At 53.9% G+C, this 18,750-nt stretch carries 8 protein-coding genes; 7 read left to right on the top strand and 1 reads right to left on the bottom strand.

Annotation, left to right across the window (positions count from 1 at the left end; translation table 11 throughout):
- Positions 1 to 62: 62 nt before the first annotated feature.
- From MKZ15_RS20010 to MKZ15_RS19980, 7 genes are all read left to right on the top strand, one after another.
- A complete protein-coding gene (locus MKZ15_RS20010) occupies positions 63 to 1,787 on the top strand; it encodes a sensor histidine kinase (protein WP_339817610.1) in 1,725 nt (574 codons plus the stop codon).
- Positions 1,780 to 3,399: a response regulator gene (locus tag MKZ15_RS20005; RefSeq protein WP_339817607.1), complete on the top strand. Its 1,620-nt coding sequence runs from the start codon at positions 1,780 to 1,782 to the stop codon at positions 3,397 to 3,399. The genes MKZ15_RS20010 and MKZ15_RS20005 overlap by 8 nt, the downstream gene beginning before the upstream one ends.
- A 136-nt stretch (positions 3,400 to 3,535) precedes the next feature.
- Complete coding sequence (locus tag MKZ15_RS20000) at positions 3,536 to 5,167, top strand: extracellular solute-binding protein (RefSeq protein WP_339817605.1); 1,632 nt, start codon at positions 3,536 to 3,538, stop codon at positions 5,165 to 5,167.
- A 111-nt stretch (positions 5,168 to 5,278) separates the two neighbouring features.
- A complete protein-coding gene (locus MKZ15_RS19995) occupies positions 5,279 to 6,181 on the top strand; it encodes an ABC transporter permease subunit (protein WP_339817603.1) in 903 nt (300 codons plus the stop codon).
- A gap of 13 nt (positions 6,182 to 6,194) precedes the next feature.
- On the top strand, positions 6,195 to 7,061 hold the full coding sequence (locus MKZ15_RS19990; RefSeq protein WP_339817600.1) for a carbohydrate ABC transporter permease: 867 nt from the start codon (positions 6,195 to 6,197) through the stop codon (positions 7,059 to 7,061).
- 36 nt (positions 7,062 to 7,097) lie between these two features.
- The gene (locus MKZ15_RS19985; RefSeq protein ID WP_339817597.1) at positions 7,098 to 9,686 is read left to right on the top strand and encodes a glycoside hydrolase family 97 catalytic domain-containing protein; all 2,589 of its coding nucleotides are present in this window, start codon (positions 7,098 to 7,100) and stop codon (positions 9,684 to 9,686) included.
- Between the two features lies 1 nt (position 9,687).
- Positions 9,688 to 11,784 (top strand): alpha-galactosidase, encoded by a 2,097-nt coding sequence (locus MKZ15_RS19980; RefSeq protein WP_339822533.1) that lies wholly within the window; start codon positions 9,688 to 9,690, stop codon positions 11,782 to 11,784.
- Positions 11,785 to 12,006: 222 nt separating this feature from the next.
- Here MKZ15_RS19980 and MKZ15_RS19975 read toward each other — a convergent pair whose 3' ends face one another.
- Positions 12,007 to 18,423, bottom strand: a complete 6,417-nt coding sequence (locus MKZ15_RS19975) for a polysaccharide lyase family 8 super-sandwich domain-containing protein (RefSeq protein ID WP_339817594.1) — start codon at positions 18,421 to 18,423, stop codon at positions 12,007 to 12,009.
- Positions 18,424 to 18,750: the final 327 nt, after the last annotated feature.

Below are 18,750 nucleotides of genomic sequence, written 5' to 3'. Positions count from 1 at the left end.
GGGTACATCCGCCTGGATGGAGCGTTTTCATATTGAATAGCAAACCGGGAAAGGGATGGGTTATGAGACGCTTAATAAGACTTCAAGGCTCGGTGTTTACACGGTTCGTGGCTGCTTTTTTGCTAGCGATCATGCCGATTTGCGCGATCGGGGTGACGCTCTACAATTGGCAAATTCGTTTGCTGGACAACACGACGGTAGAAGCCTTCGGAACGGCCGCCAAACACGGCTTCGATAAAGTGGAAAACGAATTGGATAAAGTGAAGACGCTTTCATATGCAGTCTTAGCGGACGAGGATTTGCTGGCACTGGCGAATTCCGGGATGATTATGGACAACTATCAGAAGACTGTATCGATGAACCGTTATATCCGCCGAATGGAAAATTTGCAGGATAGCAGCGGTTATATCCAAAGGGTCGTGACCTATATTCCGGGCTTGAACCGCGTTTTGGATGCGTCCGGCGATCTGTCCTCGGACGCGGGGAATCCGTTGCAAATTTACGCGGCGTCGCAGCGGCAAAACGGGTGGCATTTCACCGTATGGGAGGACCGCTTGTTCTATGTCCTGCCGAGTCCCGGCGCCGCGGCGGGGAAATCCAATTTCACCTATCTGCTGATCGTTGAACTATCCGCAAGCCGGATCCGAAACGAACTGGCCGGGATTGCGGGTGCCGAGCAGGCGATTGTATACGACGCCTATCATACTTATGCGACTTACGCAAGGGAGTCTGATCCAGACCATCACATCGATTTGAAAAGCCTGGTGCGGCAAAAGGCGAACGCCGATCCGCTCAAAGTAAACGCCGGCGGACGGACCGCCTGGATCGTGAACCAGGATTCGGAATACCAGGGCTTAAGCCTGGCGGCTTATCTGCCCGAGGGAGAAATCAACCCTCAACTGAGAGAACTGCGACGGTATTTTATTATCTTTAGCTTGGCGGTGATTTTGACCGTGTTTATTCTGACCTACCTGACCGCCAATCTGATCAAGCGGCCGTTGGGCAAGCTGGTGTCGGCCTTCAACGAGGTGGAGCGGGGCAATTTGAACCTGCAGCTGGAGCATCGGAATAACGATGAGTTCCGATACATCTACCGTTCCTTCAACGCGATGGTCGCCAAAATCAAAGGGCTGCTGGAGCAAGTTTACGAGCAGAAAATATTGGCGCAAAGCGCGGAACTGAAGCAGCTGCAGTCGCAGATCAATCCGCATTTCCTGTACAACAGCTTTTTCGTCATCCGCAATATGGCGAGATTAAACGATACCGAAAGCGTCAAACGCTTTACGGAGTATTTGGCCAAGTATTATCAATTCATGACCCAGCGGGAGTCCGGCGATGTCCGCTTGGCCGAGGAAGTGGAGCATTCCCGCGTGTACGCCGACATCCAAAAAATGCGGTTCGGCGAGAGGATCCGAGTCTGCTTTGGCGAAGTTCCGCCGTCCGCCGCGAATAGGCCCGTGCCGCGCCTGATTTTACAGCCGTTGGTCGAGAACGTGTTTGAGCATGGAATCGGCAGCCTGGCGGAGGAAGGGATTATCCAGGTGGGCTTTGCCGACGAGGACGGAAAGTTGACCGTATCCGTAGAGGACAACGGGGATATTTCCGAAGCGGAGATCAAAGCGATCCGGCACAGCTTGAAGCAGCCTTTCGGCGAGGTGAGCGGCATCGTCAACATCCACAAACGGCTGCGGCTGCTCTTCGGCGAAACCAGCGGCATCGGCGTGGAGCGGAGCGGGCTGGGAGGCTTGAAAATCACGTTAACGATAGGTGGGACCGAACATGTATAAATTGCTAGTCGTCGACGACGAACCGTTTATTTTGGACGGCTTAGTCGATCTCTTTCAGGAAAACGAAGAGCTTGATGTCTACAGCGCCGCTTCGGGAGACAAGGCCCTTGAACTGTTAAGCCGGACCCGCATGGACATCGTGCTTAGCGATATACGAATGCCGGGCACAAGCGGCCTGGAGCTGCAAAAGGAAATTCAGCGGCAGTGGCCGTACTGCAAGCTGGTTTTTCTTACGGCGCACAGCGAATTTACGTATGCTTACCAGGCAATCCAAAACAACGCGGTAGGTTATGTGCTCAAAAGCGAAGGTGAGGAGGCGATCGTCGAGGCCGTGAACCGTTGCCTTCGGGAGATCCGCCGAGAGCGGCAGGCCCAGGAATTTATCAAGGAGAACGAGGACTACATCGCTTCGGCGCTTCCCATGCTGCAAAGCGCGTGCCTGCTGAAGCTGCTGGAAGGCGAGCCGGCCGAAGAGTATCTGCGCGACTTCGACAAATACCGGATCCGCCTGAACCCGGACGAGCCGGCCATACTGGTCGCGCTGCGCCTCGACAGAAAGTCGCTGCGCGGCACGTCACACGGCCAGCTTCATCTTTTTCTGCAGATTAAGGCAGTGTTTCAAAAGTATCTTGCGGACGTATTTACCGGCTACGAGGCGACCTTTGAAGGCAAGCATATGATCTGGGTGCTTCAACCGAACGGGGAAGGACAAAGCCTGTTGTATCTGAAGGAAACCTTGGAGATCGTGCAGGCGCACTGTCTCGAGGCATTGGGCGCTCCCGTCTCCGTCATCTACGACGATTATGCCGAATGGCGGGACCTTCCCGGGCGATTCGGCGCCATCAAACTGATCCTGAACCAAATCACCGTCAACGAAGACGAACTCGTTCTGGCAAATTCCCGCTTCTATTTGGAACGGAAAGGCGAAGAGCCCGAGCGGCCGGAGCGGGAGGCGGGGCGGAAGAAACGGTTGTCCTTGCTGCGGAGCTGCCTTGAAGAAGAGGAGGACACGCTGTTTTACCGAACCTTGAGCGAGCTGCTGAACGAGGACGAAGGCCCGAGGGATGCGCTGCTGAACAACCTGGAACTGTACCACGCTCTCACCGGCATGCTGATGTCCTATATCAGCGCCTACAAGCTGTCCAAAGAGCTGCTGGCCGACCAGGACCTGTTCGAGCTGTTTACCCGTTTCCGCGACAAAAGCTCCATGGAGAACAGCATCGTCAAGCTGGCGGGGCGGATCTTCGAACTCCGCCAAAAGAAGCAGGCGACGCACAGCAAAAACTTCGTCGCCAAGGTCAAGCATTATATCTCCGGGCATTTGGCTGAGGACCTTTCGTTGGCAGCGCTCGCCGAACGGTTTTACATCAACCCCGTGTACATGTCGCGGTTATACAAACAGACGACCGGCAGCAATTTAGCCGACGATATCACCCGCCAAAGGATAGAATATGCCGAACGCCTGCTGCGGGATACCGAATTCAAGATCCATCAGATCGCCAAAGAATCGGGATACGATTCGGCGGCTTATTTTACCCGGGTATTCAAAAAGCAAAAAGGGGTAACGCCCAATGAATACCGCGCTCGATTTGCTCCGAATCTTACGGACTAATTCCATGAATGCAAGCGGATTCATTTTGGTTGAGAGAAGACAAGAAAGGTAGAGATCTTATTATATTCAGCGTGCCGCAGGCTGAACTACACTTAAAGCGAAGGATAGGCATAACAAAAAAGGGTGGTGTAGGGCAATGAAAAAGATGAAATCTCTTCTTTCGCTGTTCGCGGCGGCGGCGGTGCTTCTCTCTTTGCTTGCCGGTTGCGCAAAAAGCGAGACGAACAACTCGCCGCAAGCGACGGAAGAAGCGGGACAAAATTCCGATGAAATGATTACGGTTACAGCGGTGAGGCCGGTCCCGGACGATTTGAAGTTCGAGGGCTCCGATACTCTGGACAATAACGTGTGGACCCGGTTATACGAGTCGGATCTCGGCATCAAGCTGAATTACGAGTGGATGGTTCCGATCGCCCAATACGAGCAAAAGCTGAACATTTCGATCGCCTCCAACGATTTGCCGGACATTTTCCAGGTGAACGCCTCGCAGCTTAAGCAGCTTGCGACCGACGGCCAATTGGCCGATCTCACGGCCATTTTCGACGAGCAGGCGAGCGACTACACGAAAGACGTCCTGAGCCAGGATGGCGGGAACGCGCTGGCGTCGGCGAAGTTTGACGGAAAGCTGCTGGCGATTCCGAAGATGGCTTCCGGACTTGGGCAGGCCAACGTGCTGTGGATCCGCACCGATTGGCTTAAGAAGCTGAACCTGGAGGCGCCCAAAACGATCGAGGACGTCAATAAAATCGCCGAAGCATTTACCAAGAACGATCCTGACGGCAACCAAGCCAACGATACGTTCGGGCTTGGCCTGAACAAGGATTTATGGGGGATGTTCGCTTCCCTGGAGGGGTATTTCAACGGATATGGCGCATACCCGAACATTTGGGTCAAAAATGAAGCCGGCCAGTTGGAATCGGGCAATATTCAACCCGAAGTCAAAGAGGGGCTGTTAAATTTACAGAAATTGTTTGCCAGCGGCTACATCGATCCTGAATTCGGCGTGAAGGATTCCTTCAAGGTGAGCGCGGATGCCAGCGCCAATAAAATCGGCATGTTTTATGGCCTGTTCTGGAACATGGGCTGGTTGTCCGAAGCTAAAACGGCCCATCCGGAGATGGAATGGACGCCGTACGCTTTGGTCGGCAAAGAGGACGGCGGCACCTTGGTTCAGGTACCGTTCCCGATTAACACGTATTACGTGGTAAGCAAAAACGCCAAAAACCCCGAAGCGATCATTCAAATGCTTAACCTGCAATTGGAAAAATGCTTCGGCGCGACGGCAGAACCGGAGGTTTACAACGTGGACGCCGCCGGAAATCCGATTTTTGAATACCCGTTGGTTTATTCCGAGCCGCCGATGAAAAATCCGGACGCCCAAGTGAAGGTGACCGCCGCGCTGGAACAGGACGACACGAGCGCATTGAACGCGGAAGAACTCAGTTATTACAACAGCATCAAGGCGTTCCGCGGAGGCGACCTGGCCGGTTGGGGAACGGAGATGATGTACGGTCCCGAGGGATCGCTGGCCGTCATTAACCAATATGCCGAAAACGGCAGAGTGATGGACGACGCTTACTACGGGCCGCCGACGGAGGCGATGACGCAGAAGGGAGCCATCTTGTCCCAAACCCAATTGCAGACGTTCACCGAAATCATCATGGGCGGGGACATCGGCAAATTCGACAAATACGTTGACGATTGGAAGACGCTGGGCGGCGACCAGATTACGCAAGAGGTTAACGCCTGGTACGTCGATCGCCAATAGGCACGCTAACGGTCCAGGCATTCGAACGGAGGGGCTTCGCCGGATGCGGCTCGAAAGTGCCGTATCCGGTAAGAGCCCTTCCCGGATCGCCTGAGGAGAGGAGGATTCATCATGGCGCGTTTCAAAAGGAACATCCCCCTGCATCTCATGATGCTGCCGGGCGTCATTCTCGTGCTGGTGTATGCTTACGGTCCCATGTTCGGGCTCGTGATGGCGTTTCAAAATTTTTCTCCGAGCAAAGGTTTTCTCCATTCCGATTGGGTAGGGCTCGACAATTTCCGTTACATCTTGAGCATCCCGACCATTTCCGAAGTCATCCGCAATACGCTGGTGATCTCGATTCTGAAAATCGTGCTCGGGATCGTGATGCCGGTCGTCGTCACGCTGATGTTGAACGAACTGCGGTTGCGCCGGCTGAAAAGGGGGATTCAAACGATCATTTACTTCCCCCATTTTCTTTCGTGGATCATTCTCGCGGGCATCTTCATCGACATCCTTTCCCCTTCGGAAGGAGTCGTCAACAAACTCATTGAGGCTTTCGGATTTAAACCCGTGTATTTCCTCGGGGACCAAACCTGGTTTCCGGTCAGCATGATCCTGACCGATACGTGGAAGGAATTCGGCTACGGCACCATCGTTTATCTGGCCGCTTTGTCAGGCATCAATCCGACGCTTTACGAGGCTGCCCAAATGGACGGCGCGGGACGCTGGAAGCAAATGTGGAACATTACGCTTCCCGGACTGATGCCGATGATCATGTTGATGTCCGTGCTCGCTCTCGGAAACATCCTCAATGCCGGCACGAACGGATTTGAACAAATTTTCAACCTGTACAGCTCCCAGGTATACAAGACGGGCGATATCCTCGATACGCTGGTGTTCCGGGTCGGTATGCAAAACGCCCAGTTCAGCGTGGCGACCGCAATCGGCCTCTTTAAGGCCGTAATTTCCTTTATCTTTATTACCACGGGATACTTTGTCGCGAACAAGGCGCTGGGCTATAAAATACTGTAGAAGAAGGGATAACGTGGGGAGAAAAATTTTCAATGCGGTCAACGTGCTGATCTTGGCCCTGTTGGCGCTGTCCTGCCTGTTTCCGTTCATTAACGTGCTGGCCGTGTCGCTAAGCTCCAGCGCGGCGGTGTCCACGGGCAAGGTATTTCTGATTCCGGTCGATTTTACGCTTGAGTCCTACAAATTCGTGATCGAGAAGCCGGAGTTTTTCCGCGCGTTTACGGTCTCGGTCCTTAAAGTTCTCATCGGGGTACCGGTCAACATGATCCTGACGATTATGCTGGCTTACCCGCTTTCTAAGACGAAAAACGAATTCAAGTCCCGCAACCTGTATATGTGGTTCTTCGTGGTAACGATGGTATTCAGCGGCGGGCTCGTCCCTTGGTACATGATTATCAACGCCACCGGTTTGATCAACAGCTTTTGGGCGCTGATTATTCCTTCCGCGGTTCAGGTGTTCAACCTGGTCATTCTGACCAACTTCTTTCAAGCGCTGCCCAAAGGGATCGAAGAGGCGGCCTACATCGACGGAGCGTCCCACTGGAAAATCCTGTGGAAGGTATTCGTCCCGCTCTCGTTGCCGGCGATGGCTACGCTCATCTTGTTTTGCGTGGTGACGCACTGGAATTCCTGGTTCGAAGGGTTGATTCTGATGAATACCCCTAATAAATATCCGCTGCAAAGCTATTTGCAGACGGTTATCGTCAACCGCGACGTGAAGCTGATGACGATGCAGGACGTGCGCCTGCTGAGCATGGTGTCCGAGCGGACCTCGCGCGCCGCCCAGGTGTTCGTGGCCACGCTGCCGGTGTTGTGCGTCTATCCGTTTTTGCAGAAGTATTTTACGTCCGGCATCGTGCTTGGCGGAGTCAAAGAGTAGACAGACTATCATCTCAATTGGAATGGAGCATGCCATATGTGGAAACTTACCTCACCTAATAACGCACTTAAACTATCTGTTTACCAGGATAATAAGCGAGGCCTTTTTTATGCTTTGGCGGCGGGCGAGCAGCCGATTGTTGCCGAATCCAGGTTAGGGATCGCCACCGGTTTGGGGGATTGGCTCGAGGGTTTTCAATTCGTAAAAGCGGAAGAAAACGCGATTTCCGAGAGCTACTCCTTACCCGTCGGCAAAAAGGCCGTTTATGATAACCGGGCCCACGAGCTCACGCTGCATTTTAGCATTGACGACTTGGCTTTGTCCGTCATTTTCCGTCTGTTTGACGATGGACTGGCATTCCGGTACGGGCTTGATTTTGAACGGGAGCAGCCGCTTCGCGTTTATCGGGAATATACCGATTTTGTGATGGCCGAAGGCTTTGACGATCTGTGGCTGCAGGATTGGGTGAATACGTATGAAGGCCCCTATAACCGCTGCGATTGGCAGGCGGCCGGGGAGCGGGATTACGGCATGCCCGCGCTGCTTCGCGGCGCAAGCGGGCATTGGGTCATGCTGACCGAAGCGGGCATTTTGAACACGGGCGGCGCCTATTGCTCAAGCCACTTGCAAAGCGCCGCCGGCCGGCGGATGAAGCTGGCGTTTGCTCCCGAGCAAATGGGGCCGCTGGAGCTTGTGCTTCCCGCCGCTACCCCGTGGCGGGTCGTCATGGTTTGCGATACGCTGGACGCTTTGGTGCGCAGCAACCTGAATTATAATCTCAACCCCGCCTGCGATTGGGAGGATCTTTCCTGGATCAAGCCAGGCCGCAGCGTCTGGTCGTGGTGGTCGTTCGAAAACGGCGCCCAATTGTACAGCGAGCAGAAAAAGTACGTGGATTTTGCCGCAGCGATGGGGTTCGAAGCCGTTACGGTGGATGCCGGCTGGGATGACAGCTGGGTGAAGGACTTATGCGACTATGCCCGCGAAAGAGGCGTGGACGTCTGGCTGTGGTCGGACATGCAGGCCGTGGATACGCTCGAGAAAGCGATGGAGAAGATCCCCCGTTGGGCCGAGTGGGGCGTCGTGGGCCTCAAGGTCGATTTCTTCATGAACGATTCCCAGCACACGATGTGGCAATACCAAATGATCGCCGACATCATGACCGAACACAAGCTGATGATCAATTTCCACGGCAGCACCAAGCCGGCCGGCGAAGCCCGGACGTATCCGAACCTTATGACGGCGGAGGGCATCATGGGCCTGGAGCATTACAAATGGAGCGGCCTGCCGCATGCCGTCCATAATTGCACCGTTCCGTTTACCCGCAACGTGGTCGGGCCGATGGATTATACCGTCACCGGCTTCTCCAACCCGAACCGGAACACGACGCAAGCCCACCAACTGGCCCTAGCGGTGGTGTTCGAATCCGGCGTCCAGCATATCGCCGAGTCGATTTACAACCTGGAGCCGTGGATCGGCCTGGAGTTTCTACGGAGGCTGCCGGCCCGATTCGACGGACTGAAGCTGCTCTCCGGATTTCCTGGCGACCACGCGGTGATGATGCGCCATGCGGAAGGGCAATGGTTCGTCGGCGGGATCGCGACGTCGTCCCGGGCAATGACGATACCGCTCGACTTCCTTCCGGAAGGGCGCTATGTCGTAGATCTTTACAAGGACGGCGCCAACGGCGATATCGTGCATAAAGAAACGCGGATCTTGACCAACAAGGACAACGTGCTTGTCCACCTGCTTGAAAACGGCGGTTTCGCGATGTACATCAGCGACGGCAAAGCCCCGCTTAAAACGGGCGTATGCGGCAGCTATATGGACGACCGATGCCGGGTCTACTCCTCCCGCGAGGGAACGCTGCGCGGCAGCGCGGACCCGATCGCCTGCGAGAATGCGGCGGACGGCAGCATTGTAAGTCTGGGCGGTTCGGGGGAACTGAGTTTTGAGCGGGTCGCCGCCGAACGGGATGGGCGGCACACGTTGCGCTTATTCTACTTGTCGGAGCTGCCAAGCCGATTGCAGGTTGCCGTTAACGGCGAAGAGCCGCAGCGCCTTGCGCTCGAATCTTCCGGCGGCCATCGGGTGGTACGGACGGCGGATCTCGTAATAACGCTGAAGCAGGGCGAAAACACGATCGTATTGCGCAAAGCCGGCTCGCAAGAGGTTGCGCCTGCGATCGATGGTATGAAGGTGATCGATTACGCGCCCAATGAAGATGTATACTATCCGGCCGAGACGGGCGTATTGTCCGGCGGGGCGGTATTGTGCCGCGCGGATTTGCCGGACGGCCCTCTGAAAGCGGCAGGCATCGGCCATGGCGGCGCGATCACGTTTGAGCGCGTGCTGGCGGAGACGGACGGCGAATATATTCTGAGCATCGATTACTATTCGGGCGAGAACCGCGCCCTGCTCATTGCGGTGAACGGAGCGGCACCGCTGCGGTCGGTGTTGTTCAACAGCGGCGGCTGGGGGCCTTCCCGTTGGGACATCGTCGGCACCAAAGAAGTGAAGATCCGGCTCCGCCAAGGAGAAAATACGATCAAGCTGTATCATGACGAAGAGGCGGCTCCCGAGATCGGCCGAATCGGCATCCGTCTGGAAAAGGCCGGTGCGTAACATGATCTCCTACGATCCGGCGGCGCGGCTGTTTCACATCCGTACCGCAAGCATGTCTTACGTCTTCCGTGCAGGGGATTACCTGCAAAACCTGTATTGGGGCAAAGTCCTCGCCGCCGAGGATTTGGCCGACCTTCCGGCGGCTTCGTTCCACAGCTCCTTCGATTACGATACGCTGCTGGAACGCGAAGAGTACGGCTGTTGGACCGGTCGAAGCTACAGCGAGCCTTGTCTGGCCATCGCCTCGGAGCGCGGCCGCCATCTGGCGATGAGATTCGTCGGTCACGACCTATCCCCGGAACGGGAGGGCGTTCAGACGCTCCGCGTCTTTCTGTCCGGAAATGACGGAGCAATGTCGGTCGCATTGGATTATGAGGTTCATGCGTCATATGACATGGTGTCGCGCTCGGCGACCGTCACGAATCACGGCGAGCCGGTGACGCTGGAAAACGCGAAGTCCGCGGCGCTCCATCTGCCCGAACTGCCGCGTTGCACGCTGCGCTATCTTACCGGCAAATGGGCGGGAGAGTTTCAGATGACGGATATGCCCGTCGAAACCGGCGCGTTCACGATGCAATCCAAGCGAGGGATTACGGGGCCGCATTTCAATCCCTGCTTTGCGCTGTCGGAAGGGGCGAACGAGCGGGAAGGCGAAGTTTGGTTCGGCCTGCTCGCGTACAGCGGCAATTGGAAAATCACCGTGGAGAAGACGATTTTCAACAACGTGAAAGTCGTCGGCGGCGTGAACGACTTCGACTTTGCTTACCCGCTGGGGCAAGGCGAGAGCTTTACGACGCCCGCCTTCCTGTTCGGGTATGCGGAAGCGGGATTCGGCGGCATGAGTCGCAAGCTTCATCGCTTTGAACGCGATCGCGTCTTGGCCGCCTCCGCGAAGCCGCGGCGGATACTGTACAATTCATGGGAAGCGACCGCTTTTTCCGTGGACGTACGGGAGCAAAAGAAGCTGGCCGACAAGGCGGCGCAAATGGGCGTCGAGCTGTTCGTGGTCGATGACGGCTGGTTTGGCGAACGGCATAGCGACAAGGCGGGGCTTGGCGATTGGCATGCGAACCGGGAGAAGTTTCCGAACGGGCTCGGGGAGCTCATCGCACACGTCAACGGGCTGGGGATGGACTTCGGCATCTGGGTCGAGCCCGAAGCGGTGAACCCGGATAGCGAGCTGTACCGCAAGCACCCGGATTGGATATACCGTTTCGACGGCAGCGAACCGCTGCAATTGAGGAACCAGTATGTGCTGAATATCACGAAACCGCCCGTGCGCCGCTACATCCTTGAGATGCTGCACGACCTGCTTCGCTCCGGCAACATCCGCTTCCTGAAGTGGGACATGAACCGCTCGATCAGCGATTTGGGAGAAGGCGGCGGTACGAAGGACCGCCGGCTGTGGGTAGAGCACGTCCATGCCTTGTACGAAATTTGGAGCGAACTGCGGCGGGATCACCCGGACGTCGAGCTGGAAACGTGCGCCGGAGGAGGCGGGCGCATCGATTTGGGCATTCTCCGCTATGCGGCGCAATGCTGGCCCAGCGATAATACGGACCCGTTTGACCGTTTGTTCATCCAGCACGGTTTCACGCAGTTTTACGCTCCTCAGATCATGATGTGCTGGGTAACGGACACGCCGTCCGGCGCGGGCAAGGCGAATCGAAGCATCGCCTACAAGTTTCACAGCGCCATGTGCGGAGGACTCGGCATCGGCGCCGACATCAACCGCCTATCTCCGGAGGAAGCGGCAGAATATAAGCGGCATATCCTTCAGTACAAGGAAATCCGCGAAACGATTTTAGGCGGGGATCTCTTCCGCCTTCGTCCACCGGGCGAGTCCGGTTTGACGGCGGTAGAGTACGTCGGCCCGTTCGGGGACGAGATCGTCGTGTTGGCCTTTTTGCACGCGCAGCAGTACGGGGATTCCTGTCCAAGGCTCAAGCTGCAAGGCCTATCGGAGAACGCCCGGTATGAACTGGCGGGGGACGGCAAGCGGTATCACGGCAGTACGCTGATGCATTACGGATTGCCGATCGAATTGAAGGGCGATTTCGACAGCGCCTTGTTTGTATTGCGGCGTACTGAACGATAGCTTACCCGCGTAATAGCGGAAAGCCCCCTTTCCGTCAGGGAAGGGAGCCGTACGTCGCAGCTGTTAATGCCTGGCGCTTTTTTAGCTCCGATCGGGAAGGCATATCGCCCGAATTGGAGTTCAGCGGCAGGGGATAACGGGTTGGAGATGGCTACAAAAAGCGCAGGCACAGCATGAGGAACAGATCTGTTCCTGTGCTGTGCCTGCTGTTATTTATGTTTATTATTGTTCCAAAATCCGAACCAATAGGCTTACCGCTTCCGCCCGGGTCGCAGTACCGTTCGGAACGAACTCATTATCGCCGCGGCCGCTCACGATGTCCAGTTTGCGAACCGCCTCAATTGCGCCTTTCGCCCAATTCGGGATGTCCTTATCGTCCGCGAAGCCGGTCGTTGCGCCTGCTTCAGCAGACAATTGAAGCGCCCTAGCGATCATTGCTGCCATTTCCGCCCGGGTAATCCGCCCATTCGGTCGGAAGCTACCGTCCGCGTACCCGCTCACAATGCCTGCTTCAACAGCATTCGCGATCTCTTGCTTCGCCCATCCACCGATTTTGGCCTCGTCCGTAAACGCAGTCGCTGAACCTGCTCCTTCCAGCTTAAGTGCCTTGGCCAGCATAACCGTAAACTCGGCGCGTGTAATAGCGGCATTCGGCTTGAACGTTCCGTCCGGATAGCCGCTGACAAGCTTCATCCCCGCCGCGCTCAGGATGGCGTTCTGTGCCCAATGTCCCACGATGTCTGTGAATGATGGTACCGGCGCGTTCGTTTCGCCGTTTTCATCCTTCTTCTCATCTACAGCCATGACCGCAAACTTGGTGAAGTGATCCACCTCGGCCGTAATTCGATCGCCGTTCACGATGCCGCCTATTTCATTCCATGCTTTCTTTGCTTCGTCATAGTAGAAGACAGCGACCCTCTGATTGTCTCCTACGAGAGACGGATCGAACTTCATCGAGATAGTGATCGGCTTCTTGAAGTTGCCGGTTGTATTTTTGGTCAATTCAAAGATGTTGCTGACAAGTGTCTCCTTATCAAAAACGAGATTTGCCGTACTGATCAGCTTCTCGATCTTGATGCGGATTTCTTGCTCTGCCGCGCCTACGCCTACCGTAAGGATCACTTCTTTATCGAGGCTGACCTCTCCGGCCCGACCGCTCGGAATAAGAATGATGCCGTTCGTCGATTCGATGACGGAGGTAGTATGGCTTCCATTACCTGTGCCGCTGACTGGCGTTTCCGGTTGGGGATCCCTCGGCGTCTCCGGACCCGGAACCTTCGGTGTCGCCGTCACGACATTGGAGAAGTCACTCTCGCCTCGCGCATCTACTGCTTTCACCGCGAACGCATAGCTCTTTCCGTTCGTCAATCCAGTTACCCCATACGTGGCTGCCGTTACGCTGGCTTGAACTAACTGCCAGTTGCCCGGATCGGCCGGCGCCGCCGTGCCTTCATATTGGTACACGGAATAAGTAACGCTTTCCGCTGAAGCATCCCATCTCAAGGTCGCGGATCGATCGCCGGGCGATGCCGTCAAATTCCTAGGCGAAGCTGGGACAGATACTTCATCCGGCGACGGGATCACTTCATTCGACGGCGCAGACGAGGCCGATTCCAATTTGGCGTTCCTTGCTATCACCGTAAAGGTATACGCCGTACCGTTCGTCAAACCGGTGACGGTGATGGGGCTATCCGAACCTTCTGCCGTCGCAACAGCTTCTCCGTTTGCCCACACGGTGACCTGAAAGCCTGTAATATCGCTTCCGCCGTTACGGATCGGCTCGGTAAAGCTCACCTCGGCGGACCCGTTATGGCCAACGGCATGCACATCCGCTGGGGCGTCCGGAGCAGTGACAAGGGAAGGATACACCTTGAATTCCCAGAGTGAGTAGCCGTATGTGCTCCCTCTTTTCGTGCCGTACATCTGAACGTATCGTGCATTCACCGGATCAAAAGAAATTTTATCGATTCCGCCGGTGCCGGTTGTGGTGCTGTAAACGGTAGTCCAATTCGTTGTGTCGTCGGAAACCCGAATTTGGTACTCCTTGCCGTACGCGCTTTCCCAATGCAGATCGACCTTCTCGATGGTTTGGCTAGAGCCAAGATCGACGCAGATCCATTCCGAGTCGGAATAGTTAGATCCCCAACGGGTATTCAATACGCCATCGACTGCCTTGCCAGGTGCCACGTCAGCGGCTCTGTAAGAACTTGCCACTACCGATTTGCCTTCTGCAAGATTGAGGGGCAAATCTTCGTATACTTTAAATTCATAAAGCGAGTAGCCGTTTCCGGTACCCTGTTGAACGCCCTGCAACCGAACGTACCTGGCACTGACCGGATTAAAAGAAATATCTTCGATTCCTCCGTTACCCATGGTTGTTGAGTAAATATCCATCCAGGTTTGGGCATCGTTCGATACTTGAATTTTATAGCTTTTTCCGTACGCTTCTTCCCAATTTAGCCTAACTTTGCTGATCAAATATTGATTTTGCAAATCTACATAAATCCATTCATTATCCGAATTGTCTGAGTTCCAATACGATGTTCTGTATATGTCCGTAGCATTTGAGGCAGCTCGATTATTTTTACTGGATGAAGCAAATGCGCCTTTATCGTAAGCGAGATCGAATCCTCTGTCGTCAATGGAGGCTTTCTCATCCAAAGTTATGCTTCGGCCTGTGAACGTATCCTTGCCGAGCTTGTAGTTTGTCGTGGTTTTTTCTCCGTTTCGATCCAGCGTCACGTTCACAGTAATTCCTGGTGTTTCGGGATTGGAGACGGAAATACGGACAGGAGCTGCGGATTCGTCAACGATAACCAATGCGGGTTGATCTACGGTGACGGTCAAGCCGTCTCTCAAATTCACCGTTCCGGGTTTATAAAACAGCAATTCCGCAATTTGCAGAGTGTTATGCCGGACAGCCTGAATAGAAGATGTATTCGAGAGAATCGTTACCGGGATGTTGCTCGCGTAGTTGCTGACCTCGTCCGAATTTTTGTTTGGCAATACAATATACTGGTAGGAGGCGTTTGTGGGTTTTACGCCATGATCTAGCCAAATCGAATAAATCGATTTAGTGATCTGATCCGTCGAACTTCCCGTAACCACGTCACTCCAGCTGCCGGTTTTCGTTTCCCGTTTTATTTGAAAATCCGTCGGATTCGGGAATACATAGCCGATGTTATCGTTATAGGCCCAGCGTCCGGTAGTTTGCATCGTTCCGTCGGCTATCGGATTGCCATCTACGAGAACTTCGCCGATCGCTTGGCTTTGGTTCAACGTCGTGTGGATCGGCGCGGCATTCGTCGAGGCGATTCCTGCACCAAGTGCAACCATTTCACCATCGAAGAAAAAGTAACCTTTCTTTCCGCTTGTACTCAACTTGTTGAAATCAAACGCGGTGGCTCCATAACGCTCATTTGTTACGCCGCCTACAAAGGTTTTCGGATTGTTGAAATTGCCGTCTTTCGTGAGTGCGTACGGAGCCGTCGTGCCGGGAACGTGGGCCCAATCCATCAACGGGTAAACGGGTCTGTATTCGTCGCCGGTTCTTTGAATGGCTGTGGCTCCTTGCGGCGTCCAGTACAACAGGTTATATCCGCTGGGATTAATCGTTCTCCATTCACCGCCCTTGACCGTGCTTGAAGACATTTTGACCGTAATCCCGTAGTCTGATCGCATATGAGAGGAGACAAGAGTCTGCCATTGTGTCATATTGTTGGCGTTCAGTCCATTGCTCGTGCTCGTACCGACCTTGCGAATATTATCAAGGAAACTCGCAAACTCCGCAGCCCTCTCCGGATTGGCCGGTTGCATCCACTGTAACGGATCTTCATAGAAGGTCAAAGCCGCGCTCGAATAATCCGGCCAATCGGGTCCATTCATCCCCATGCCCAAATCCGCAACATCGCCTCTCACGAGATACCTTGTGCCGTCCAACAAATAGGACGATAACGAATCAATCGCCGCTTTGCTGTACGGGAATACGGTACCGGAGGTGATGTACGCCCAGAATGACATGTCTCTGGCAAAGCTTCTTCCGTAGCCTGTCGTATAATTCGTTTTGCCATGCATGAAAAAAGACATGTCCGACTGGATTCCCGTCACCGTCGTCGTCACGTTCGACAGTACGTTAAACGCATTCACGGCGTTCCGAACGATTTGGGCATCCTCCAGCAATAAGCCACGGTACATATAATTTTGATTGTACCAGGAGGAATTGGCTCCATCGACCGTGTGAGGGCTGCTGTCTAACGTGCCGATAATATTGGAGACTTGCGTTGCCGTTAAATAGCCTTCACATAGAAGCGCAATTTTTTCCAGCCTTAATTGTTTACCGATTCCCGTCTCCCACCAGTTGGTTGAAGTCGGCTTTACCGTGAACCAATAGTCTAGCGCCTTTTGGATACCGTCTAGCAGCGCTGCACTATGATAGTTTGGATCATTCGGGTCAGCGAAAGCCTGAGCCATCGATTGCATCCGATCTAAGGCAAGGTAGGGCGACCAACCTCTCCCGTTGGCGGCGGAAGTTGTACTTGCGTAATCGACATCCCCCCAGCTTCCATTCGGATTTTGACTGGATAAGTAAGTGCTAGCCTTTGATTTGAAGGTCCATTCGACCCGACCGTTCGTTCCGTCGTTTATGATGTCTCTAGAGATGTAATAATCAACCATACGCTTTTTCATCAATTTCATATCCGCGATCTCTTGAGGAGTACTGGCCTTGTCAACAATTTGGAAATAGAAGCGGTTAGCATTTTCCGTGTAGCCGTCATTTAGCAAATATGCGATGTAATACTCGCCTGGCGCCAAGTCTTTGAGACTTGGATACTCCTTTCGGCCCTCACTTTTGTCTGTAAGTGTGATCGTGCCATCGGGAAGGCCGTTCACATAACCCCATTTCCAGGCATTCGTCCCTTTTTGGGGCGTTTCGCTTTTGAGGTAAATACCGATCCAATCTTTATTGCCTTGAGCCCCTGTGTAATGGATGGTTAACGGCTGCCCGCGCTCTACAACCGTTTGATCCATACTCAACGTGCTGCTGAATTCGGGCTCGGGTGCCGACGGCAGGCTCAAGTCCGCGTAACTACGCGGCTTCACATTGAACTTGGATACGACAGCGCGGTGGTCGGACAAATAAGTATCCAACTGGATGTCCGCATAAGATGTCGGTCCGCCTTTGACCTCCTTCTCGCCGATTAGTTTGCTTTCTAGCGTTGTCGCAGGACCCCCGACATAGACATAGTCAAGTCGATCATATACTTCCGGATTTCTCCACTCGGTGCCCTCGACCGCCCAAGTGATCCCTGGCGCTGCGGCCGGGTCCGGATGCATGGCCCGATAGGAATCGACCATACCCAATTGGTCCAGCTTCTTCGATACCGGCCATTCTACCGCTTTACCGAAATAGCGGTCTTTTGTCGCCTCCGTCCAATCCAGGTGCGAGGGCACATTGAAATCTCCGGTCAGAAAGACGGGCATTCCTTGCACGGCGAGCGCAGGAAGCTTGCTGAACGGGTTGCGCATCTCGGCCATATGCTTGAGGCTTTCATCGGCAAGGACACTCTCTACTGTCTTGCCATCTGCTATGCTGTAAGGACCGTAAGGGGTGGATGACAAATGCACATTGCTGATCGCCACAGCTCTGCCAGAGTCTACTTCAATCAGGTAGTAATCTTTTTCCTTATCGACATCGAGTATCGGATATTTGCTCAGGAGACTAACATTTGGGCTTGCCTTCATGCTGACATAGTATCCTAACGATGCAGCCACCTGAGTTACGATGGTATTATTGGATTCTTGGATGCCTATCACATCTGCGTCTGCCGTCCGGATCAAGTTCTCGAGGAAATTGATGACACTATCGATGCCGTTCTTTTTGATTGCATCCCCCGACCAAAGGTTCAAGCTCATCACTGTGAGCACGATTTCCGGTTTCGGGTCGGGGCCCGGCGTTGTCGAAGTTATCGTGACTTCAACCGTTGTCGATTTCCCTTCTAACGTAATGTTTATCTCAGCGGTCCCCTCTGATACGGCCTTGACCAGTCCGGTTGAGGTCACCGTTGCCACTTGTGGCATGCTGCTGACATACTGGATGCCATTGGCCGTTGTTACATCTTGGGTTTCATTCGTACTATACGTGGCTTCAACTTGCAGTTGCACATTGTCCTCTTGTTGATTCAACTTTAGCCCCAAGGATTCGGGAGTCGCCTTCAATTGTGTGATTTCCTTGCTAACAATCTGGAAGTAAAAGCGGTCAGCGTTCTCTGTATAACCGTCATTAAGTAAATACGCGAGATAATATTCGCCGGGTGCCAAATCCTTTAAGCTTGGATATTCTTTTCGACCCTCACTGTTGTCTGTAAGTGTTATCGTACCGTCAGGTAGGTCATTCACATAATCCCATCTCCAAGCGTTAGTTCCTTGTTCGGGCGTTTCGTTTTTGAGGTAAATCCCGATCCAATCTTTATTGCTTTGCGCCCCTGTGTAATGGATAGTTAATGGCTGTCCGAGTTCCACTACCGTTTGATCCATACTCAGCGTGCTGCGTTCCGAAGCACGCACAACATCCGTAGATATACTGCCCCATGTTCCTACCAAGAGGATGAATGCCATCAACGATTTCAACAGTTTACTCATGAGCCGCTACCCCCTTGAGTAGCAAGACAGATTAATCCCTTTAAGCATCTTTGCATTTGGTTAGCCATCCACATGACCTCCTTGGTTTAACTAATCATCCAAAGTTGATGACAGCGCTTTCCGGATTGTTTTGTTCTCCTTTCCTCGAGACCGCCATCGTCAGCGGCGGTGTCTCGTTATTTGTGTCGTAACCTTACCAAGCCCCTGCGGCAACGACAATTCCAGTAAGCTCCAATTTTTCCTGCAAGCGCAGATTTGCGAACTTCCCGAAAACAACACAATTTCAAAAACGAACGATTAATGTGGATGGACAACCTGTATTTCACG

This window comes from Paenibacillus sp. FSL R7-0216 (assembly GCF_037969915.1).
Taxonomy (GTDB): domain Bacteria; phylum Bacillota; class Bacilli; order Paenibacillales; family Paenibacillaceae; genus Fontibacillus; species Fontibacillus rhizolycopersici.
This window is presented reverse-complemented; position numbering and strand designations above follow the sequence as displayed.